The organism is Thermoplasmata archaeon (assembly GCA_035622275.1).
GTDB lineage: Archaea > Thermoplasmatota > Thermoplasmata > Lutacidiplasmatales > UBA184 > Lutacidiplasma.
Map to the genome: position 1 here is coordinate 25,175 of DASPVQ010000007.1, position 21,116 is coordinate 46,290.

Consider the following 21,116-nt stretch of genomic DNA (forward strand, 5'->3'; position numbering starts at 1 on the left):
GCCGGGGCGATAGCCTAATCGTCCGCGCCCGGTCGCACCGCCGATGTACCTCGGGGCCCACATCGGCATCGCCGAGGGGCTTCCCGAGGCCGTGCGCGAGCTCCGACGGATCGGGGGCGAGTCGCTCCAAATCTTCTCCAAGAGCCCTCAGATGTGGAGCGGGCCGCCGCTCTCGCCCGACGCGGCGACGGCATTCCGGGGGGCGGTCGTCGCCGAGGGAATCCGCGCCACCGCGGTCCACCACGGCTACCTCATCAACCTCGCGAGCCCGAAATCCGCGACGCTCAAGCGATCGCGCCGCGCGTTCTGGGACGAGATCGGCCGGGCGGAGATGCTCGGGGTGAACGGCCTGATCTTCCACCCCGGCGCCCATCTCGGCTCGGGGATCGACGCGGGCCTCGCGACGATCGCCGAGAGCCTCGCCGACGCCGTCGCGCGGCTCCCCGACGTGCGCGTTCACCTGCTCCTCGAGAACGCGGCGGGCCAGGGGACCGCGCTCTGCTCGACGCTCGAAGAGCTGGCGCGCGTCCTCGCCGCCGTGGACGCACCGGGCCGGCTCGGGGTGACGCTGGACACCTGCCACCTCTTCGCCGCGGGCAACGACTTCCGGGACGAGGCCGGCTACGGTCGCCTGCGCGATCGGATCGACGCGACGATCGGCCGGACGGCGGTGCGGGCATTCCACCTCAACGACGCGAAGTCGCCGTTGGGCTCGCATCTCGACCGCCACGAGAACATCGGCCGCGGGGAGATCGGGGTCGAGGGGTTCCGTCAGCTCGTCAACGACCCGGCGTGGGCCGAGGTCCCGGGATATCTCGAGACCCCGCTCGACGGCGACGACTACGCACGCTACGCCGCCGACCTCGCGACCCTGCGCTCCCTCCTCGCCGGCGCCGCGCGACCCGCGACGGCGCGCCCCCGGGGGCGGCGTCGCTCGACGAGTTCCTCAACCGTCAAATAGCTCGCCCCTCCTCGCGCGGCCGCGCATGGGGGAGGACGTTCCGGCGACCCTTCTGGAGACCCTCCAATCGACCGCGCTCGAGATCCGCCGCGACATCATCCGGATGACGTACGCCGCGGGGAGCGGTCACCCCGGCGGAAGCCTCTCGGTCACGGACCTGCTGACGGCGCTCGTCTTCCACGAGCTGCGGATCGACCCCGCCCATCCGGACGACCCGGACCGCGACCGCCTGGTGCTCTCGAAGGGGCACGCCGCCCCGGCGCTCTATGCGGCCCTCAGCCTTCGCGGCTACCTGCCGCGGGAAGAGCTCCTGACCCTGCGCCGGCTCGGGAGCCGGCTCCAGGGTCACGTCGACCGGACGAAGCTGCCGGCGATCGAGGTCGCGACCGGTTGCCTCGGGCAGGGGGTCGGGATGGCGGTCGGGATGGCGCTCGGCGCGCGGCTCGACAACCGACCGAGCCGGGTCTACGCCGTCCTGGGGGACGGCGAGTGCCAGGCCGGTCCGACCTGGGAGGCGCTGATGGCCGGCGGCCACTACCGTCTCGGGAACCTCTGCGTGATCCTCGACCGCAACGGCTACGAGACCGACGGGTCGACCGAGGCGATCCTCGGCATCGAGCCGATCGCCGACAAGTTCCGGGCCTTCCGCTATCGCACGGTCGAGATCGACGGCCACGACTTCCGCCAGATCCTCGGCGCGCTGGCGGACGCGCGGCGATACAGCGAGGGCCCGACCGCGATCGTCGCGCGGACGGTCAAGGGCAAAGGCGTCTCGTTCATGGAGAACACCCACACCTGGCACGGCAAGGCGCCCAACCAGGCCGAGGCGGAGCGGGCGCTCTCGGAGCTCGGGGTCGTCGCGCCGCAGGTGCGCCGATGAGCGGCGCCGCCAAGCCTGAGAGCCTGCGCGACGCCTACGGCAGGGCGCTCGTCGAGCTCGGCGAGCGCGATCCGAGGCTCGTCGTCTTCGATGCCGACCTCTCCGGCTCGACGCGCACGATGCTCTTCGGCCAGAAGTTTCCCGAGCGCTTCTACAACGTCGGCGTGATGGAGCCAACGATGATGAGCATGGCCGCCGGCATAAGCCTCGGCGGCCGGACGGTCTATGCGAGCACCTTCGCGGTGTTCGCCGCCGGCCAGGCCTACAACTTCGTGCGCCAGTCGATCTGCTACAACCGGGCGAACGTCAAGATCGTCGCCACCCACGGCGGCCTCCTCGTTGGCGCCGACGGCGGGACCCATCAGATCGTCGAGGACATCGGCCTCATGCGCGGCCTCCCCGGCATGACCGTGATCGTGCCCGCGGACGCGCCGACCAGCCGGGCCGCGACGTTCGCGGTCGCCGAGCGGGACGGACCAGCGTACGTACGTCTGACCCGGGAGAACCTGCCGACCGTCACCGACGGGACGTTCGCGATCGGACGCGCGGCCGAGCTGCGCGCGGGGACCGACCTCACGATCGTGGCGGTGGGCGCCCTGGTCGCGCGCGGGCTCGAGGTCGCCGCCGAGCTCGCCCAGGTCGGCGTCTCGACCCGCGTGCTCGACTTCGCCTCCGTCAAGCCGTTCGACGAGCCGGCGCTCCTGCGCGCCGCGCGCGACACCGGCGCGATCCTGGTCCTCGAGGAGCACACGGTCCTCACGGGCGTCGGGGCGCTCGTCGCCGCGACGACGTCGGAGAACTACCCGGTCCCGGTCCGCCGCGTCGGGGTCCCCGACGTCTTCGGGGAGTCCGGGGAGCCCTGGGCGCTGCTCGACCGCTACGGCATGTCCCGCGAGCGCATCCGGGACGAGGCGTGGGAGCTCCTCCGGCTGCGGGGCAAGGTACAATGAGAGGGAGCGCCTGACGGCCGGCGGACGATGCAGCTGTTCCTCGACACGGCGAGCGTGACCGAGATCCGGACGATGTGGGAGATCGGGATCCTGGACGGGGTCACCACGAACCCGAGCCTCGTCGCGAAGGAGGGCCGCCGGTTCGAGGACGTGCTGCGCGAGGTCTGCGCGCTCGGCGTCCCGAGCGTCTCGGCCGAGGTCGTGGCCACCGACACGGACGGCATGCTCCGGGAGGGCCGCCACCTGCGGACGATCCACCCGTCGATCTACGTGAAGGTGCCGATGACGCCGGCGGGCCTGCGCGCGACCAAGGTCCTCTCGAGCGAGGGGACGCGGGTCAACATGACCCTCGTCTTCAGCGCGAACCAGGCGCTGCTGGCGGCCAAGGTCGGCGCGGCCTACGTCAGCCCGTTCATCGGGCGGCTCGACGACCAGGGCCAGGTCGGCATGGACCTGATCCGGGAGATCGTCACCATCTACCGCAACTACGCGTTCGGGACGAAGGTCCTGGTCGCGAGCGTCCGGCATCCGATCCACGTCCTCGAGGCGGCGAAGATCGGCGCCGACATCGCGACGATGCCCTATTCCGTCATGGAAAAGCTCGTCCAGCATCCGCTGACCGACCTCGGGCTCGCGCGCTTCCTCAAGGACTGGGAGAAGGTGCCGAAGGGCTGAGGGGCGGGCCCCCACGGATTATACGGCCCGCGCCCTTGCCCGGCGCCGGTGTCGGACCCGTCGCTCCTCGAGAAGTACCTCCGGCTCACGCGCGAGGCCCTCGAGCGGGTCTCGGCCGCCCCCCCGGCCCGGTCGTTCCTGCGCGGGGCCTCCGACGACGTCCTGCAGATGGCGCGCGCCTACCTGTCCGACGCGGAGCACTTCTCGGCGGCCGGCGACGCCGACCGCGCCCTCGCGGCCGCGAGCTACGCCCACGGCTGGCTCGACGCCGGGGTGCGCCTCGGCCTCCTGGACGGAGGTGACGATGACCGACGGTTCACCCTCTTCCGGTAGCGAGGCCCCGGCGCGGTCGACCGGCGTTCCGGAGCCGGTCCTCGCCACGATCGAGGCGCACCTGCGCCAGCGCGAGCTGCGCCGCGAGGACCTCTACGAACGGGCGCGGCGCCTGCGCCGGCTGGCCCAGGGCACGATGGTGCGCCTCCACGCGAACGGGGCCGCGAGCGTCGAGCTGAGCGAGGTCCGCCGCGGCATGGCCGACCTCGCCGACTGGCTGCACCGCGAGGGCCGGGGCGACGAGCCCCTCGCGCTCGACGCCTTCCAGGAGGCGGTCGAGGCGGTGCTCCTCGGCTCGATCGCGGCAGGACAGACGCTGCCGGGCCCCAGCGAGCTCGGCGTCGATCCCGAGCCCTACCTGCTCGGGCTCGGCGACGTCGTCGGGGAGGTGCGCCGCCGCGTGCTGGACCGCCTCGGCCGCGACGACGTCGCCGGCGCGGAGGCGGACCTCGCCCTGATGGAGCGGCTCACGCGCTCGCTGCTGCGCTTCGACACGACCCGCGCGATCGTCCCGCTCAAGCCGAAGCAGGACACCGCGCGCGCGCTGCTCGAGCGGACGCGGGGCGAGGTCGTCATGGCCCGCTTCCTCGCCCGCGCCCGTCCGTCGGACGGCGCGGGGGCGCCGTGAGCGTCGCGCCCCGGGGCACGATCGCCGTCATCGGCGGCTCCGGGATCCGCGGGATCTTCGGGGACGGGCCCACGACGACCCACCGCCTCGCCACCCCGTGGGGCGCCCCCAGCGATGCGATCGAGGAGGGGATGATCGGCGGTCTGCGCGTCCTCTTCCTCGCCCGCCACGGCCCCGATCACACGATCCCTCCGCACCGCGTGAACTACCGCGCGAACGTCGACGCCCTGCGGGCCCTCGGCGCCGACGCGATCCTCGCGATCAACAGCGTCGGCTCGCTGTCGGAGGCGCTCCCGCCCGGAACGTTCGTGCTGCCGAGCCAGTTCGTCGACTTCACGAGGTCGCGGCCGACCACGTTCTTCGAGGGGGGCCGGGTCTTCCACGTCTCGCTCGCCGACCCGTTCTGCCCGGACCTCGGCGCGGCCGCCGTCCGCGCCGGCGAGGAGGTCGGGGTGCCGTTCGCCTCGGGCAAGACCTACGTGTGCGTCGAGGGCCCGCGCTTCAGCACGCGGGCGGAGTCGTCGTTCTTCCGCACGCTCGCCGACGTGATCGGCATGACGCTCGTCCCCGAGGTCACGCTCGCGCGGGAGCGGGCGATCTGCTACGTCTGCCTGGCGATGGTCACCGACTTCGACGTCTGGGCGGAGCGTCCGGTCGCCGCCCAGGAGATCGTGGCGGTGATGCGCCGCAACGCCGAGAGGATGGGACGCCTCCTCGCCCGGCTGCTGCCCGAGACCGCGCACGCGCCGACGTGCCGGTGCGCCCGATCGCTCGATGACGCCGCGATCTAGCTCGAGCGCGGTCCGCGCCGCACGGTGATCGGGATCCGGTCGGCCGCGAACTCGAGCTCGGCGATCTCGACCGGATCGACGAGGGTCGGGGCGACGTCGATGAGGATCGGCGCCCCGAGCGAGATCTGCAGGGCACGGGCTCCGAGGATGCGCGCGCGCTCGAAGCGAGTGAACTCGGCCGCGGCGAGGGGAGCCGGTACCGGTTGCTCGGGCAAGGGTCCACTCCCCGAAATCGCGGGAACCACCGACGCGCTCAGGGGCTCGGCCACTCGGGGCACCGTATTTACGCCTTGCGGCGCGCGCGCACGCGCCCGCGACCTCGCGCGGCCGCAAAGCATTAGGCGGCCGGGCGGGCTGCGCCGCCGGTGCCGTCGCTACGGTTCGCCTACGCCGCCCGGCTCCTGCGGCGACTGTGGAAGTTCCTGGCGGCGTACGTCGCCGTCTTCGTCGGGGCCGCGCTCGGCTTCTACCTGCTCGAGGGCTACCAGCCGGGCCAGCTGCTGACCTCGTTCTACTGGGCGATGGTCACGCTCTCCACGATCGGCTACGGCGACGTCGTCCCGACGAACGCCGACGCCCGCCTCTTCACGATCGGGGTCGCGGCGATCGAGGTGTTCCTCGGCGCCTACCTCGTCTCGATCGTGATCGCGACGGTGTCGGAGGAGTCGCAGCACCGCGTGCTCGGCACGTTCGGCACCGACTTCGCCGACCACATCATCGTCCTCGGCTACTCGGCGGTGGGTCGCGCCGCGATCCGCGAGCTCCTCGCCCAGGGCGAGAAGGTGGCGGTCGTCGCGGAGAGCTCGGCCGACGTCACGACGCTCCGCTCGCTCGCGAGCGACAAGCAGCTGTTCGCGACCTTCGGGGCGCCCGGGGACGTGGACATCCTCAAGCGGGTCAACGTCGCCGGGGCGCACTCGGTCGTCGTGGCGACCGGCGACGACACGACCACGCTCATCGCCGCGCTGAACGCTCGGGCGCTGAACCCGCGCATCCGCATCGTGGTCTCGGTCGGCCGTCCCGAGCTCAAGCAGACGCTCAAGGCGGCCGGGGTCACCTACGTCGCCTCGCCGAGCGAGATGGCGGGCCGGCTGTGCGCCGACGCGGCGTTCCGCCCCGAGGTCGCGAACATGGTCGAGGACCTGACGACGACCGAGTACGGGGCCGACATGGAGGAGTTCGTCCTGAGCGAGCGGACCCCGATCTCGACCCAGGGTCTCGCCGAGGCCGAGGCGCTCGTGCGGCGGGCCTCGGACTGCCTCGTCATCGGCTACGCCCGTGCGACGGCGGACGGGGAGTTCACGACCGTGCTGAACCCGCCGAGCAGCTTCCGCTTCCAGCCGGGCGACGCGCTGATCGTCGTCGGGACGATCCCGAACCTGCACCGGCTCCAGCGCTGGATCGGCGTGCCGCAGGGCCGGTAGGCGCCGGGCGGCCCGGTCCGGGCGCGTCGGCTCAGGCGGGCGCCGCGGCCCGCCCCTTGACGATCGGTCCCCGGTCGAGGAACGACTGCCACTGGACGATCTGCCGGTCCCGGACGACCGCGCGCCAGGCCGCGGGCACGCGCCAGCGGTTCTCGGCCGGCAGCTGCTCGCCGACGGCGGTGGTCCCGCTCGCGGTGCCGAACATCGCGACGACCCGTCCGTTCTGGAACCACTCCTTGACCCCGAGGTGGTAGTCGGGGCACTCGCGGAAGCGGGCGCGCCATGCCTCCGCGATCCGCTCCCGGCCCCGGACCTCCTGGCCGTCGGCGTCGACGAGCAGGTGGTCGTCGGAGAGCAGGGCGAGCAGGCTCTCGACGTCGTGGCGGTTGATCTCGTTCACGAACTTGAGGGCGATGCGGGCCGTGTCGGACTCGACCACCGCCGTCCCCCCCACCCCCGACGCGGCCCGGCGAGCCTGTGCCGCGCAGAGGGGACATCGCGTTCGGCTAGATTCTACTTTCCCGCGTCCCCGCCGAGGGCGGCGCGAGCGCGCTCGCGCGGGCGCCGGGCCCCGCGGGGCCTCCCGCGTCCTTTTGGGCGAGGAACAGGGCTTGGCGGCCGCGACCGGCGTCGACGAGCTCGCGCCGAAGGACGCGGAAGCCCGCGTCCTCGAGCCAGGCGGCGTACGTCGTCGCGTCGGCCTGGCTCCAGTACATCGGCGCATTCGAGCCCAGCCAGCCCTCCTCGATGCCCGTCCAGGCGGTCGCGCCGGTCGTGACGAGGAAGAGGCCCTCCTCCTCGAGCCACCGGTGGACCTTGGCGAGGAGGCGGGGCTGCTCGTCGACGGGGACGTGGACGAGCGCGTAGAGGCAGACGACGCCGCCGAACGTCCCGGTCGGCAGCACGACCTCGGTCATGTCCGCGCGCAGGAACCGCGCGCCCGGGACGAGCCGACGGGCCCGGGCGATCTGCACGTCCGAGATGTCGACGCCCGTGACGCGGAAGCGCTCCGAGAGCAGCTGGGCGTCCGGCACCCCGCAGCCACAGCCCAGGTCGAGCACCGCGGCGCCCCGGCGGAGCCGGCGGACGAGCGGCTCGAGCCAGTCGCGGTGCATCCGAAGCGTGTGGCCGAACGCGTCGCTCGGCGCGCCCGAGGGCCAGTAGGTCCTCGAGACGACGTTGAACCCGGTCCGCACGATCGTCTTCGGGTCGCGGCTCGGGGCCATCGCATGCGGATGAGTGCGCATACCATATGGACCCCTCGCCTCCCCGGGTCCCCCATCGCGAGCCGGGGGCGAGGCCGGGCCAGTTTCATGAAGAGCACGGGCTACGGGGCACCGGACGGTGACCCCATGCCGGACGCGCCGATCGCACCCGCGCCCCCGGAGCCGGACGGGCCCGTGGTCATCGGCAAGGACGTCTGGAAGGTCTACGGGAGCGGCGAGACCGAGGTGGTCGCGCTGCGGGCGATCAACATCTCGATCCCCCGCGGCAAGATGCTCGCCGTCATGGGCCCGAGCGGCTCGGGCAAGACGACCTTCCTCAACTGCTTCTCGGGGCTCGACGACGTGAGCCGGGGCCAGATCACCCTGGAGGGCGTCGACCTCCAGTCGATGGACGACCGGACGAAGAGCGAGTATCGCGCGCGCCGGGTGGGGTTCGTCTTCCAGTCGTACAACCTCCTCCCCGTGCTCACCGCGACCGAGAACGTCGAGATGCCCCTGTTGATCGCGGGCGTCCCCGGTCGGGAGGCGCGCGAGCGCGCCCGCACGATCCTGGGCGAGCTCGGCCTCGGCGAGCGGCTCGACCGCCGTCCCGCCGAGCTATCGGGCGGGCAGCAGCAGCGCGTCTCGCTCGCGCGGGCGCTCGTCGGACGGCCGGCGATCGTCTGGGCGGACGAGCCGACCGGCAACCTCGACGAGGAGGACTCCCACCAGGTCACGCGGCTCCTGCGGGAGCTCAACCAGACCCACCACCAGACGATCGTCATCGTGACCCACGACCCGTCGGTCGCGAGCGCGTGCGACCGCACCGTGCGGATGCGCGACGGGCGCCTCGAGTCGTAGGGGCCGATGGCGCTCGCTCCGGTCGTGGGCTTGCTCGTCCTCGTGCTGCTCGCGATCGTCGCGATCGCGATCGGCCTCGCGCTACGCCACCGGCTCGCCTTCCGCATCGGGATGCGCAACGTCGCGCGGGCGCGGGGCCGGACCGTCCTGCTCGTGCTGGGCCTCCTCGTGGCGACCACGATCGTCTCGGGCAGCCTCGTGGTCGGCGACACGGTCACGCAGGTCACGGTCCATTACACGGTCCTCGCCGTCGGCTATAACGACGAGATCGTCGGCAACCAGTCGCCGTCCGGGGCCTACGTGCCGTTCCCCTACTCCGTCTACTCGGACGTGGCCCTTGCGACCGCGGGCAACCCCGACATCGCCGGCATGGCGCCGGAGATCGTCAGCTCGGTCTCGGTCTTCGATCGGACCTCCGGCGTCCCGCAGACCAACCTCAACCTCATCGGCGTGAACGCGAACCAGAGCACCCAGCTCGGCGACTACGTGGCCGACAACGGCTCGGTCGTGATCGGCCCGGCGCCCGGCGAGGTCCTCCTCGACGATCTCGCCGCGTCGGAGATGAACGCCTCGACCGGCGACACGGTCGTCCTCTACGGGGCGAGCGGCACGCCGATCCCGTCGGTCGTCCAGGCCGTCGTGCAGGACAACCTGCGGGGCGCCTTCCCGACCGGCGGCCTCGGCAACTTCGGGAGCGTCTTCACCGACCTATCGACCGCGCAGCGCCTGGAGAACCTGTCCGGGGCCATCAACTTCCTCTCGGTCACGAACGTCGGCGACCAGGCGAACCGCCTCGCCCTCGCGCCGACGGTCAGCGCCACGCTCAACACGACGCTCGCGACGATCCCCGCGGCCGCGGGGCTCGCCGTCACCCAGCTGCTCGTCGACTCGCTGGCGAGCGCGAACGCGTCGGGGAGCAGCCTCGTGACCCTGTTCCTCGTCCTCGGGCTGTTCTCGATCGTCGCGGGCGCGCTATTGATCGTCGGGATCTTCGTCCTGCTCGCCGAGGAGCGCAAGGGCGAGATGGGGGTGCTGCGGGCGATCGGCCTGAAGGGCCGCGAGCTCGTGTACGCGTTCTTCTTCGAGGGGATCGCCTACGCGGCCGGCAGCGCGCTCGCCGGCGCGCTCCTCGGGGTCGGGGTCGGCTACGGGCTCGTCTACGCCTTCAGCGTGCTGTACCGGATCCCCGGCCTGCCCCCGAACGCGATCCTCCAGTCGTTCACGTTCACGACCGGCTCCCTGCTCGAGGCCTACGTCATCGGCTTCGTGCTCACACTCGTCACGGTCGTGATCGCGAGCCGCCGGGCGAGCCGCCTCAACATCGTCCGCGCGATCCGCGACCTCCCCGAGCCACCACCGACCGTGCGCACGTACACCTACCTCGCCTACCTCGGCGCCGCGCTGTTCGCCCTCGGCGCCCTGCTCTACGCCACCACCCACGCCGGCACGGGCGACGAGTCGTACCCGATCCTCGGGGGCGCGATGGCGATCGCCGGGCTCGCGCTCGTCGCCTCGCGCTTCGTGCGCAACCGTCTCGCCTTCTCGCTCGCGGGGGCGGCGCTCCTCGTCTGGGCCGGCGACAGTTCGCTCCACGTCGCGCTCCTCGGCGCCTCGCACGGCGGGGGGATCTTCGTGTTGTTCACCGTCGGGGTGATCCTGGTCGCCGGCGCCCTCCTGCTGTTCGCGTTCAACGCCTCCGCGCTCGCGGCCGGCCTCCTGCGCCTCGCGGGCGGGCGCGCCCGCCGGGCGCCGGTCGCCCAGATCGCGCTGTCGTATCCCACCCGCCGCACCTCCCGCACGACGATCAGCCTCGCGATCTTCGCGCTCGTGGTGTTCGTCCTCGTGACGATCGCGACCGCGGGGGCGACCGTCGACGCGAGCCTCGGCAACACGCTCGAGGCGCAGTCCGGCGGCTACACGTTCGTCGCGTACTCCTCCGTCCCGGTCCCCGACCTGCCCGGGCTCGTCGCCAACAACTCGAGCGTCGCGCCGTTCTTCGACGAGGTCGTACCGCTCGCCTACGCGGGCCTCTACGTGAACGTCAGCGGGTTCGCCGGCAATCCCTACTCGGACTCGGTCTACTCCGCGCCGGCGTCGGCACCGGCGTCCTCGAACTTCTACAGCACCAACCACTACACGTTCACCGCGACCGAGGGCGGTATCTCCGCCGCCCAGGTGATGTCGGAGCTCGCCTCCGTGCCCGACGTCGCGATCGTCGACCAGAGCTACTCGCCGATCGCCAACAACCTCGGCGGCGGCTCGACCGCCGCGCACCCGAAGGTGGACGTCGGCGGCACGCTCGGGCTGTCGAACCCCGCGAACGGGAACCGCACGACCGTCACCGTGATCGGGGTCATGACCCAGTCGCTCGTCACCGGGGTCTTCGTGAGCCCCCCGACCGCGGCCGCGCTCGGCATCCGCGCGCCCCAGCTGTTCTTCCTCTCGCTGACGGCCGGCCAGTCGGCGGTCCGGGCCGCCCAGCTCGCCAAGGCGGCGTTCTTCCCGTACGGGCTCGTCGTGCTGAACATCGCCGCGATCCTCGCCTCCTCGATCGCCCCGACCGAGGGGATCATCGGCCTCCTCCAGGTGTTCGTCGGGCTCGGCCTCGCGGTCGGGATCGCCGCGCTCGGCATCGTCGCGCTGCGCGCGGTCGTCGAGCGACGCCGCGAGATCGGGATGCTGCGGGCGAACGGCTTCACCCGCGCGATGGTCCTGCGCGCCTTCTTCCTGGAGTACTCGTTCGTGACCCTCGTCGGCATCGCGATCGGGACCGCCCTCGGCCTGCTGGTCGTATGGAACCTGACGCAGGGCCCCTCCGCGAGCGCGGCCGGGGCCACCGTCTTCGCGATCCCGCTGGTCAACCTCGCGCTGATCCTCGGGGCCGCCTTCGGCCTCTCCATGGCCGCGGTCGCCCAGCCGTCGCTGCGGGCCGCGCGACTGCCGCCGGCGGAGGCGGTGCGCCCCACCGAGTGAGCGCGGGCGACGCCTAGCCGCCGGTGACGTCCTCGAGGAACTCGCGGATCGTCCCGAGGAACTCCTTGGGCTGCTCCAGGATCATGCGGTGGCTGCTGTGCTGCAGCACGCGCAGGTGCGCCGGCTCGATCCGCTCGGCCATCTCGACCGACGGATTGAGGAAGGTGTCGTAGCGGCCGACGACGACCAGGGTCGGCACCTCGATCTTCGAGTAGTAGCGACGGCCGTCCCACCGCGAGAGCGTGCCGTCGACCGCGAACTCGTCGCCCGAGCGGGTCATCATCGTGCGGTACACGTCGGTCGCGAGGCGCGTCGCCTTCCAGTCCTTGCTCGTCCCCTTGAAGAAGCGGGTCTGGAACGGCCCGAACACCTCCTCGACCAGGCGCTGGTACTCGCTCGAGTCGAACGCGCGCGCCCGGGTCAGCTCGCGCAGGAGCGCCCGCTGCTTCCGCGAGGCGACGGCGAGCGCGGTCCGGTTCGACTGGCGCACCTCCTCGGCACTGCCGGCGGTCGCGCAGAGCAGGAGCGAGGTGAGGTGGCGCTCGTAGCGGTGCGCGTACTCGAGGGCCACGAACCCGCCGGCCGAGTAGCCGAGCAGGTGGAGCTCGGTGATCCGCAGCGCCTTGCGGATCGCCTCGACGTCCTCGGCCATCGCGGCGAGCGTGTACTCCCGACGGGACCCCGGCCGCCAGCTGTGGCCCACGCCCCGCGGATTGAACAGGATCACCCGCAGGTGGGCGTTCGCGAGCCGCAAGAGGCCGCGCAGGTAGTGGTAGGTGAGGCCGGGACCGCCGGGGTGGACGACGAGGGTCGCCGGCCCCTTCCCCCGGGAGACGTACTCGAAGAAACGGCCGTTCGGGGTGCGGATCGTGCGAACGCGGGCCATCGCCCCGGTATCGCACCCCGCTCTCAAACGTTTCCGTACGGGCCCGCGCCGATCGCACCCGCGCTCGAGCCCCGCGCCGGAGGAGTTCGGGCCGAACCGGCGAGGAGAAGGGTGCGGGCACCGGGATTTGAACCCGGGTTATAGGCTTGGCAAGCCTATGTGATAACCAGACTACACTATGCCCGCATCCGCGCGCCCGAGCGCGCGCGCGCTCGGACAATCGTCCGCGAGATAAAGACCACCGCTCCGGCGGCGGTCGCGGGCGCTCGAAGCCGCCGGGTTATTACCGCGTCGGGGACCTGCCGACCTCTGGAGGGTGGGGCGGCCGTGGTCGAGGTCTGGCGGGAGGGCGAGGTCGTCGCGCTCAAGGCGCGCGGGGCCCCCGCGCTGCTCGTCCCGCTCGCCCGCGGGTCGGTCCGGATCGGGGACCGAGGGGTGATCGACCTGTCGGAGCAGCTCGGCGCGGCGCCCGGGGCGGCGATCACCTGGCTCGGCACCCCGTACCGCGTGCTCCGCCCGTCGCTCTCCGACCTGTTCGCCGGCCTCGCCCGTCGGGCCCAGATCGTCACGCCCAAGGACGTCCCGCAGCTGCTCTACCTCGCCGGGGTCGCGCCGGGATCGCGCGTCGCGGAGGCCGGATCCGGGAGCGGCGCGCTCACGCTCGCGCTCGCCTTCGCGGTGGGTCCGAGCGGCCACGTCGCCTCGTTCGACCGACGCGCGGATTTCCTCGAGGCCGCGCGCGCGAACGTCGCCCGGGCCGGCCTCTCCGGGCGCGTGACGTTCACCGAGCGGGACGTCGTGCAGGACGGATTCGACGTGCGGGAGGTCGACAGCGTGCTGCTCGACCTCGCCACGCCGTGGGACGTCCTCGCCTCGGCGCACGGGGCCCTCGCGGTCGGCGGCTTCGTCGCGACGTACTCCCCGACGTACAACCAGCTCGAGCGTACCGTCCAGCGCCTGCGCGCGCTCGGCTTTGACGAGGTCCGGGCGCTCGAGCTGATCGAGCGGGGCATCCAGGTCGGCGAGGGCGGCACCCGGCCCGACTTCGAGATGCTCGGGCACACGGGGTTCCTCGCCGTCGGGCGGAAGGTCGACGAGCGGTGACCGACCTGCCGCTCACCTTCGGCGCGATCGTCGGCATCCTGCTGTCGGCCGGCTTCGTCTACGTGGAGGTCGGCCGGTTCGCGACGCCCCAGGTGGCCGAGACGCTCTTCGACGAGCGCCGGGAGGTGTTCGGCTACACCGCCGGGCTGTTCGTCGGGGTCCCGCTCGCCATCGCCTTCCTCTTCTTCTTCGACTCGATGGCCAACGGGGCGATCCCGGGGGCGCTGCTGTTCCTCGCCCTGCTCGTCGGCGGGACCGAGGTCGCCCAGTGGGCGCTCCTGCGGACCCGCTACTGGGGGGAAGGCGAGAGCGGGCCGTTCTACGCGCTCGGCTACCGCGCGGGGATCGGCGGGATCTTCGGACTGACGATCGTCGCGCAGTACTTCAGCGGACCTGCGGTCTCGGCAGCCGGGATCGCGGTCGTCGTCGCCGAGTCGGCGGCGGTCGTCGGCCTCGAGGTCACGGGCGCGCTGCTCTCCCTGCCGCCGTCGGAGACGGCCGGCCGCCGGGGCGGTGGCCCGCTCCCGGGCGCCGTCTTCGCGGCCGTCGGGTTCTTCCTGATCGGTCTCGGCCCGCTCGCCGACCCGTCGACGCTCTCGGGGCAGGAGGTCGCCGTCGCCGGGGTCCTCGTCGCGCTGTTCGGCTCGCTGCTCGTCTACCGTCGACTGCGGCCGATGCTCGCCACGATCCCGGCGCCGAGCAGCGGTCCGCGCGTCGTGGCCCCTCGGCCGCCCGGCGCCTATGGTCGCACGGACCGCTCGAAGGGGGGCGCCCGCCCGTAGGGCGCCGCGATCGCCGTCAGCAGGTTGATAAGCCAAGCCGCCTCCCGCCGGGCCGCATGAGCCCGGCCTCGGACCCGTCGTTCGGCCGCCGCCTGCGCCGCGGGCTGCGCACGTACCGGGCGGCGATCTCGATCTTCATCCTCGGGGTCGGGATCGTGCTCACGATCCTCGCGCTCGGATTCTTCACGCCGCTCAGCGGCTGGGGCCCGTTCCCGACGATCAACGCCGCCACGAGCACCCCCGGCGCGAATTACAACCTCGTTTTCATCGTGATCGGCCCGATCGTCGTCATCGCCGGAGCCTACCTCGTCGGCGCCTACTTCGTCGCGCGCGCCAAGTTCGAGCACCTCATGGTCACCAAGAGCAAGGCAGAGTTCCTCCGCAACATCCCCGAGCTCGAGGACCTGCTCTGGGAGCTCACGCCGGCGGACGAGCAGCGCTACGAGGAGAAGAAGGCGGAGCTGCGGGTGCGCCGCTAGCCCCGGGGCCGGCGGCCGCGGCCGAGGTTAAGTAGAGCCTCCCGGTCCACGGGCGCGTGGCGGGCGCCGGGGTCAGCGAGAAGGTCGAGGGGTTCCGCTTCCGCCGCCTCGATAAGCCCGAGGAGTTCCGCCAGGTCGCCGAGGTCGAGCGGTCGATCGGCGGGGCCGACGGGGGCGGCCACGCGCCCTCGGTGCCCCTGCTACGGGCGATCCAGGACAACGGGGGCCTCGCCATCGGCGCCTTTGCGGACATCTACCTCGCCGGCGTCTGCGCGTCGATCCTCGGCTGGGACGGGACGACGCTCTACCACTACTCGCTGCTGACGGCGGTGCGCCCCGAGTACCAGAACCACCGGCTCGGCCTCGGCCTCAAGCTCGCCCAGCGGGACGAGGTGCTGCGCCTCGGCCTCCACGAGGTCCGCTGGGTGTTCGACCCGCTGCAGAGCCGCGGCGCCCACCTCCAGGTGCGCCGGCTCGGCGCCCGGCCCGACCGCTACTATCCGCACTACTACGGCCAGCTGTCCGACGCCGCCAACCAGGGCCTCGAGACCGACCGGATGCGCGCCGTCTGGGCGCTCGATTCCCCCGACGTCGAGCGCCGCCTCGCCGCCGGACCCCGGCCGCCCGAGGACGACCAGCGCCGCTGGTCGAGCGCCGCGGCGATCGTCGAGACCGAGCCGGGCGAGAGCGGGATCCGCCTCCCGACGGCCGTGAGCGAGCCGAGCGGCCCGCTCGCGCACCTGGAGATCCCGTTCGATCTCGCGCTCGTCCGCCAGCACGAGCCGGCGGGGCTGCGCCGCTGGCGCCACGCGGTCCGCGACGCCTTCCGGCTCGCCGCCGACCTCGGCTACGTGGTCGACGATTTCGTGGTGGTCGCCCCGGAGCACGAGCGCCGCAGCTTCTACCTGCTCGCGCGGGCGCCGGCGGCGCCCGGAGCCTCGGCGAGCGCGACCTGAGGCCGGGAAGGGTATAAGGCGGGCCGACCCGGTCGTCCGGCGGGCGGTTCCATGTCGAACGCGCGGCCGCGCTCGCGAGGCAGCCCCACGATCCTGTTCCTCGTGCTCGTCGCCCTCGCCTTCGGCGCGGCGGCCAGCGTCGTCGCCGGCGCCGCGGTGGCCCCCCCGTTCCGCTCGTCGAGCACCCCCGCGGACGTGCTGCCGACCTGGTTCTTCGACCTGCTCGTGCTCGCGATCTTCGGTAGCGGCATCGGCTTCTTCGTCTACCTGCGCCTGTCGCGCGGGGCCGCGGTCGTGCCCACGCAGTGGGTCGCGAGCATCGCGATCGCGCTCCTGGTCGGGGTCGCCTTCGTCTTCCTCGCGCAGCTGTTCGCCGGTTCGGCCGCGGTCGGGTCCGGGACCCCGGGCCACTCCACCGGACCCGGGCTCAACCTGACCGGCGGCAACGCGACGGGCAACGGGACGCTCGCCGGCGGCGGCACCTCGGCGCCCTCCTTCCACCTTCCCCTGCCACCGTGGCTACTGTTCGTCGCGCTCAGCGCGCTCGTCGTTGGTCTCGCGCTCGTCGCGACCACCCCCCTGTGGTCCGCCGTCGTCGGGCGCGCCCGTTCCTCCGCGACGCGTCGGATCCCGGGGGCCGAGCGGGACCGGGTGCGGGGAGCGCTCGCCTCGGCGGCGGAGGCGCTGGACGCGGGCGGGGATCCGCGGGCCACGATCGAGGCGCTCTACGGGGCGATCCTCGCCCGGGTCGGGACGATGGCCATCGGTCTCGAGGGAGCGACCCCGGAGGAGATCCGCGCCGAGCACCTGATCCGGCTCGGCGTGCGCCCGGCCGCCGCGGAGACCCTCACGCGGCTGTTCGAGGAGGCGCGCTACTCGACCCATCCGCTCGGCCCGGGCGAGGTGGACCGCGCCGCCCGGGCGATCCGGGAGGCGAGCGAGGACCTCGATCGCGCGCCATGAACTGGCCGTTCGGCTGGGAGCTGCCGGCGCTGATCGTCGGCGCCACGATCGTCGCGCTGCTCGCCGGTCCGAACCTCGCGATCGCCGTCCCGGCGGCGGCGCTCGCGGTCCTCGCGGCCGGACTTCTGTTCGCCGGCGCCTTCTTCGAGCGCGGCGCCGGGTCCCGGGGGCCCGAGCCGCCGGCGCTCCCCGTCCAACCCCGTTTCCCCAACGGGATCGCGGGTAGCCGGCTCGTCCGGGCCGAGGTCCTCAGGCGGCTCGAGGGGCTCGAGCGCGCGGGAGCCCTCACCGGGCCATCGACCCCGCCGGAGGAGCAGGAGCGGCTGCTGCGCCTGCCGCCGGAGGAGTTCCGCCGCCACGTGCGCGAGCGGCTCGACCGTCTCGAGGCGGGCGGATGAGCGGCCGAGCCGCGGACGAGCCTCCCGTGCGCTGGCGCGCGCTTGCGTTCCTGCTCTTCTCCAGCGGCATCGCGTCGATCGCGGCCGGAGTGCTGCTGACGGCCCCGGCGCTCCTGTTCCTCGGGCTTCCGCTGCTCTTCGGCCCCATCGCCGCGACGCTCTACGGGCCGCGATCGGTCCCCCGGGCCCGTCTCGAATGGCGCTCGGAGGGGACCGGAGCTACCGTCGATATCCTCGGGCGGTTCGTGCCGGAACCGCCGACGCGGACGGCGGACCTCGATCTCGAGTGCTCGCTGCCCTCGGGGCTGAGCGAGCGGGCCCCGCCCCGGATCGAGCGGACCCCGGAGGAGATCCGCTTCGCGCTCTCCGGGCGGGCGCCCCACCCGCTCGTCGTCCCCGTGCCGCCGCCCCGCCTCGCCTGGAGCGATCCGGCCGGGCTGGTGGCCCGCCCGGTGCACGGGCCGTCGCCACCGCTCGTCGTCGAACGGTACCCGCCCGAGCTCTGGCATCTCGGCGCCGTCCGCCTGGAGCGCACGATCCCGTGGCCCGGCGAGACGCCTTCGCGCCGGCTGGGCGCGAGCGGCGAGTTCGCCGGCATCCGGGAGGCCCGCCCGACCGACCCGGCCCGCCGCATCAACTGGCGCGCGAGCGCCCGGGCCGGCCGCCTCCTCGCGAACGAGTACGAGCTCGACCGCACCGGCGACGTGCTGCTCCTGCTCGACGCGCGCCCGACCCCGCTCGGCCGGGCGCTCGACACGCACCTGCTCGCGCTGTCGGTAGCGGCGGCGGAGGGGATCGCGCAGTCGTTCCTGCGCGAGAAGGCCCGGGTCGGGCTGGGCGTCTTCGGCGAGTTCCTCGACGCGGTCCCGCTCGCCGGGGGTCGCCGGCAGGCGCTGCGGATCCGCCAGACCCTAGTGCGCGCGCGCGTCGCCGAGGTCGCCGGCATCCCCGAGCGCTGCGCGGTCTCGCTCGGACGCCAGTTCCCTCCCGGCGTGACGACCGTCCTCTTCTCGAGCCTCGCGGTCGAGGACGCCGATGCGCTCGTCGCGCACCTCGGACGTCGAGGGTTCCCGGCCCTCGTGCTCAGCCCCTCGCCGCTCCCGCTCCAGGACGGCACCGGCACCGCCTCGCGGCCCGACGCCGAGCTGGTCCGGCGTCTCGCTCGGCTCGAGCGGCGCGAGCGGCTCGCGCGGATCTGGGCGTTCGCGCCGGTCGTGGACTGGGAGGAGTTCTGGAGCCTGAGCGGCCTGGTCGCGCTGCTCCGCCGGCCGGTGCGACGGGGGCGGCCCAGGTGACCGGCCCCGGGGTCGGCCCCCACTGGCGGACCTGGATCGGTCCGAGCGCCCTGGTCCTCGCGGGGGCGGCCCTCCTGCTCGCCGTGGAGAGCGGCCTTCCCACGCTCCCGGCGGTCGTGCTCGGGCTGGCCGGCGTGTCCGCGGGGCTCGCGCTGCGGGCCCGCCGGGCATCGATCGAACATCAGCTCGCCCCGGTGCCGGTCCTCGCCATGTTCGGGCTCCTCGCCGCCACGGCGCCGCTCGGCCCGCTGCCCGAGATCGCCGCCGGCGCGGCCGGCGTATCCGTCCTCCTCTGGCTCGCGGACGACCCCGCGCGGCCGGTCGGAGGCATCGGTCGGGGGGCCATCGGCTGGGCGCTACCGGGCCTCGCGGTGGCGCTCGCCTGGCTCGGAGCCGCGGTCCTCCCCGGCGGCGCCCTGCCGCTCGGGACCGCGGCCGTGCTGCTCGCCGGCGCGCTCCTCGCGATCGCCTACTTCGTCCGTCGGCCCGAGGCGCTCGCGGGCGACGGCACGCAAGCGATTTAGCCCGCCCGTCGCTCCGCGAGACGGCGCGGCCCCGCGCCGCGCCCGGGTACCGTCGAAGGGTCCCTCTCGACTCAACGCGGACGGGTCGTCCGCCGAGGATGACGTGAGGACAACCCCGGTGTCCGACACCCCGGTCCGGGTCAGACCGCCGAGAGGGCCTTGGCCTGCGATGACGCGGATCGTTAGGGCCGGGGCACAGGCCGCCGGCGGAGGGATATAGGGAGCCCGGCGCTCGGGGCTCCGAGGCGAGCGCGCTGAAGGTCGCGGAGGCGAAGGGCGTCGCGGACGCGGTCCGCCGCGCGGTCGCGACCGCCGTCGTCGGCCGCGCCGCCGTGCTCGACCAGGTCCTGACCGGCCTCGTCGCCGACGGGCACCTGCTGATCGAGGACCTGCCCGGCCTCGGCAAGACGCTGGTCGCCCGCTCGTTCGCCTCCGCGCTCGGACTCGGCTTCCAGCGCATCCAGTTCACGGCCGACCTCCTGCCGCACGACATCACCGGCGGCGACGTCCTGGACCCGCGGCAGGGGGCCCTCGTCTTCCGGCCGGGGCCGATCTTCACGAACGTGCTGCTCGCCGACGAGATCAACCGGGCGCCGCCGAAGGTCCAGTCCGCGCTGCTCGAAGCGATGCAGGAGTACCAGGTCACGAGCGAGCGGACCACCTACCCGATCCCGAAGCCGTTCCTCGTGCTGGCGACCGAGAACCCGCTCGAGCTCGAGGGGACCTACCCGCTGCCCGAGGCCCAGGTCGACCGCTTCCTGATGCGCCTCGCCGTCGGCTACCCGACGACCGACGAGGAGCTCGGGATCCTGGAGCGGCGGCGGGCGCGCAAGGAGGACGCGGTGAGCGTCGCGGCCGCGACCACGCTCGAGCAGTTCCGGGACCTGCAGCGGACCGCGGAGGACGTGGAGCTCGAGGGCTCGCTGGCCGGCTACATCGTCGAGCTCGTCCGCGCCACGCGCGCCGACGTGCGCGCCGAGATCGGCGCGTCGCCCCGGGGCTCGCTCGCGCTGCAGAAGCTCTCCCGGGCGCGGGCGCTGCTCGACGGCCGGGACTTCGTCCTGCCCGACGACGTCAAGGCGCTTGCCGTTCCCGCGCTCGCGCACCGGGTCCTCGTCAAGCCCGAGCCATGGGTCCGTGGCGTCCGGGGACCGGACATCGTGCGCACCGCCCTGGAGCGCACCGCGGTCCCGAAGGTCCGCTAGGCGGCGGGGACGCCTCGCGCCGGGGACCGTCGCGCGCCGGACGGCTCAGGGCGGGTTCGCGAGGTGGGCCCAGGCGGCCGTGAACCCGTAGACGACCGCGGCGATGCCGGCGAGCACGACCGCGACCAGGAACAGCACGACGAGCACCCGCCAGAGCCACGGGTAGCGCGGGTTCTCCTCGGACGGGAGCGGCGACGACCGCGGGTTAGTGGGTCCGGTGACGAACCAGTCAACGAACAGCGTCGCGGGGTACGCGAGGATCGCGGCGCCGCCGAAGCCGAGGTAGAGCAGGAACGTCTCGAGCGGGTCGAGGGTGAGTCCGATCTCGTAGGCCCGCGCGCCGTAGTAGATGATCCCCGAGCCGGCGACCGCGGCGACGATGCCGACGAAGTGGGTCGGCAGTCCCCAGCGGACCGAGATGCCGAAGCCGATCAGGACGATCGAGAGCAGGAACAGCGGGTCGAAGAAGAACAGGTCGTAGGCACCGAAGGCGACCGGGATCGGCCAGGTGAGCTCGCCCCAGAGCGCCACGAGCCCGATCCCGGCGCCGACGAGCGCGAGGAGCACGGCGCCGGCCTGCAGGTGGCTCACGGCGCGCTCGTGGTCCTTGCGCCGGTACTGCACGAACACCGTGAACCCGGTGTAGAAGACGATCACCGTCACGAGCACCAGCAGGTCGAGGATCAGGGTCAGGTCGTCGACAAACGCCATCGTGGTTCTCCGGACCGACGCTTCGGTCGCTTCGGCCGGTGGTTCGTCGTCGGACTACTAGTGCGCTTGGTGGAGCGCAGTTGACCTCGGCGGCCCGGTCGCCCGGCGGCCGGGGGTCCCGGCGCCGTCGGG

General features: G+C 73.3%; 24 protein-coding genes and 1 tRNA gene. 19 read left to right on the top strand and 6 right to left on the bottom strand.

The genetic code is table 11. The annotated features are described in order from the left end of the window. Nucleotides 1–43: 43 nt before the first annotated feature. From VEL82_02480 to mtnP, 7 genes are read left to right on the top strand one after another with little or no spacing between them, the layout of a single operon-like run. Complete coding sequence (locus tag VEL82_02480; GenBank protein HXW66732.1) at nt 44–961, top strand: deoxyribonuclease IV; 918 nt, start codon at nt 44–46, stop codon at nt 959–961. 25 nt (nt 962–986) lie between these two features. Further along, nucleotides 987–1,841, top strand: a complete 855-nt coding sequence (locus tag VEL82_02485) for a transketolase (GenBank protein HXW66733.1) — start codon at nt 987–989, stop codon at nt 1,839–1,841. Further along, the gene (locus tag VEL82_02490) at nt 1,838–2,791 is read left to right on the top strand and encodes a transketolase C-terminal domain-containing protein (protein ID HXW66734.1); all 954 of its coding nucleotides are present in this window, start codon (nt 1,838–1,840) and stop codon (nt 2,789–2,791) included. Before VEL82_02485 ends, VEL82_02490 begins: the two co-directional genes overlap by 4 nt. Before the next feature lie 27 nt (nt 2,792–2,818). After that, nucleotides 2,819–3,466 carry a fructose-6-phosphate aldolase gene (gene fsa / locus VEL82_02495; protein HXW66735.1) on the top strand — a complete coding sequence of 216 codons (648 nt, stop codon included), beginning with the start codon at nt 2,819–2,821 and terminating at the stop codon, nt 3,464–3,466. 48 nt (nt 3,467–3,514) lie between these two features. After that, nucleotides 3,515–3,799, top strand: coding sequence for a DUF357 domain-containing protein (locus VEL82_02500; protein ID HXW66736.1), 285 nt, complete (start codon nt 3,515–3,517; stop codon nt 3,797–3,799). Continuing rightward, on the top strand, nt 3,771–4,427 hold the full coding sequence (locus tag VEL82_02505) for a hypothetical protein (protein ID HXW66737.1): 657 nt from the start codon (nt 3,771–3,773) through the stop codon (nt 4,425–4,427). The genes VEL82_02500 and VEL82_02505 overlap by 29 nt, the downstream gene beginning before the upstream one ends. Continuing rightward, nucleotides 4,424–5,218: an S-methyl-5'-thioadenosine phosphorylase gene (mtnP, locus tag VEL82_02510; protein HXW66738.1), complete on the top strand. Its 795-nt coding sequence runs from the start codon at nt 4,424–4,426 to the stop codon at nt 5,216–5,218. The genes VEL82_02505 and mtnP overlap by 4 nt, the downstream gene beginning before the upstream one ends. On the opposite strand, the gene VEL82_02515 is transcribed toward mtnP, so the two are convergent. Further along, nucleotides 5,215–5,433, bottom strand: coding sequence for a DNA-directed RNA polymerase subunit K (locus VEL82_02515; protein HXW66739.1), 219 nt, complete (start codon nt 5,431–5,433; stop codon nt 5,215–5,217). The genes mtnP and VEL82_02515 overlap by 4 nt on opposite strands. Nucleotides 5,434–5,583: 150 nt before the next feature. Between VEL82_02515 and VEL82_02520 the strand changes: the two genes are divergently transcribed. Beyond that, the gene (locus VEL82_02520; GenBank protein ID HXW66740.1) at nt 5,584–6,642 is read left to right on the top strand and encodes an NAD-binding protein; all 1,059 of its coding nucleotides are present in this window, start codon (nt 5,584–5,586) and stop codon (nt 6,640–6,642) included. 31 nt (nt 6,643–6,673) lie between these two features. Here VEL82_02520 and VEL82_02525 read toward each other — a convergent pair whose 3' ends face one another. Together VEL82_02525 and VEL82_02530 are read right to left on the bottom strand one after the other, a co-directional pair. Beyond that, on the bottom strand, nt 6,674–7,081 hold the full coding sequence (locus VEL82_02525; GenBank protein HXW66741.1) for a nuclear transport factor 2 family protein: 408 nt from the start codon (nt 7,079–7,081) through the stop codon (nt 6,674–6,676). Between the two features lie 67 nt (nt 7,082–7,148). After that, nucleotides 7,149–7,868 (bottom strand): class I SAM-dependent methyltransferase, encoded by a 720-nt coding sequence (locus tag VEL82_02530; GenBank protein HXW66742.1) that lies wholly within the window; start codon nt 7,866–7,868, stop codon nt 7,149–7,151. A gap of 126 nt (nt 7,869–7,994) precedes the next feature. Here VEL82_02530 and VEL82_02535 point away from each other — a divergent pair, with 126 nt between their 5' ends. Beyond that, on the top strand, nt 7,995–8,708 hold the full coding sequence (locus tag VEL82_02535) for an ABC transporter ATP-binding protein (protein ID HXW66743.1): 714 nt from the start codon (nt 7,995–7,997) through the stop codon (nt 8,706–8,708). A 6-nt stretch (nt 8,709–8,714) separates the two neighbouring features. After that, nucleotides 8,715–11,681 (top strand): FtsX-like permease family protein, encoded by a 2,967-nt coding sequence (locus VEL82_02540; protein HXW66744.1) that lies wholly within the window; start codon nt 8,715–8,717, stop codon nt 11,679–11,681. Between the two features lie 13 nt (nt 11,682–11,694). Here the strand turns inward: VEL82_02540 and VEL82_02545 are convergent, their stop codons facing one another. Together VEL82_02545 and VEL82_02550 are read right to left on the bottom strand one after the other, a co-directional pair. Next, nucleotides 11,695–12,567, bottom strand: coding sequence for an alpha/beta hydrolase (locus VEL82_02545; protein HXW66745.1), 873 nt, complete (start codon nt 12,565–12,567; stop codon nt 11,695–11,697). A gap of 112 nt (nt 12,568–12,679) precedes the next feature. Continuing rightward, a tRNA-Gly gene (locus tag VEL82_02550) sits at nt 12,680–12,753 on the bottom strand. Nucleotides 12,754–12,894: 141 nt separating this feature from the next. On the opposite strand from VEL82_02550, the gene VEL82_02555 reads away from it, so the two are divergent. The 9 genes from VEL82_02555 (at nt 12,895) to VEL82_02595 (ending at nt 20,273) form a co-directional block, all read left to right on the top strand. Beyond that, complete coding sequence (locus tag VEL82_02555) at nt 12,895–13,671, top strand: tRNA (adenine-N1)-methyltransferase (GenBank protein ID HXW66746.1); 777 nt, start codon at nt 12,895–12,897, stop codon at nt 13,669–13,671. Next, nucleotides 13,668–14,453 (top strand): hypothetical protein, encoded by a 786-nt coding sequence (locus VEL82_02560; GenBank protein ID HXW66747.1) that lies wholly within the window; start codon nt 13,668–13,670, stop codon nt 14,451–14,453. The genes VEL82_02555 and VEL82_02560 overlap by 4 nt, the downstream gene beginning before the upstream one ends. A 56-nt stretch (nt 14,454–14,509) precedes the next feature. Further along, nucleotides 14,510–14,932, top strand: a complete 423-nt coding sequence (locus VEL82_02565) for a DUF3198 domain-containing protein (GenBank protein HXW66748.1) — start codon at nt 14,510–14,512, stop codon at nt 14,930–14,932. A 56-nt stretch (nt 14,933–14,988) separates the two neighbouring features. After that, entirely contained in the window at nt 14,989–15,888 is a 900-nt protein-coding gene (locus VEL82_02570) for a hypothetical protein (protein ID HXW66749.1), read from the top strand. Between the two features lie 51 nt (nt 15,889–15,939). Then, nucleotides 15,940–16,851: a DUF4129 domain-containing protein gene (locus VEL82_02575; GenBank protein HXW66750.1), complete on the top strand. Its 912-nt coding sequence runs from the start codon at nt 15,940–15,942 to the stop codon at nt 16,849–16,851. After that, nucleotides 16,848–17,249, top strand: a complete 402-nt coding sequence (locus tag VEL82_02580) for a hypothetical protein (protein HXW66751.1) — start codon at nt 16,848–16,850, stop codon at nt 17,247–17,249. Before VEL82_02575 ends, VEL82_02580 begins: the two co-directional genes overlap by 4 nt. Next, nucleotides 17,246–18,544 (top strand): DUF58 domain-containing protein, encoded by a 1,299-nt coding sequence (locus VEL82_02585; protein ID HXW66752.1) that lies wholly within the window; start codon nt 17,246–17,248, stop codon nt 18,542–18,544. Before VEL82_02580 ends, VEL82_02585 begins: the two co-directional genes overlap by 4 nt. Then, complete coding sequence (locus VEL82_02590; protein HXW66753.1) at nt 18,541–19,068, top strand: hypothetical protein; 528 nt, start codon at nt 18,541–18,543, stop codon at nt 19,066–19,068. The genes VEL82_02585 and VEL82_02590 overlap by 4 nt, the downstream gene beginning before the upstream one ends. Nucleotides 19,069–19,322: 254 nt before the next feature. Next, nucleotides 19,323–20,273, top strand: a complete 951-nt coding sequence (locus VEL82_02595) for a MoxR family ATPase (protein HXW66754.1) — start codon at nt 19,323–19,325, stop codon at nt 20,271–20,273. Nucleotides 20,274–20,318: 45 nt separating this feature from the next. Here the strand turns inward: VEL82_02595 and VEL82_02600 are convergent, their stop codons facing one another. Further along, nucleotides 20,319–20,984, bottom strand: a complete 666-nt coding sequence (locus VEL82_02600) for a DUF981 family protein (protein HXW66755.1) — start codon at nt 20,982–20,984, stop codon at nt 20,319–20,321. Nucleotides 20,985–21,116 lie beyond the last annotated feature (132 nt).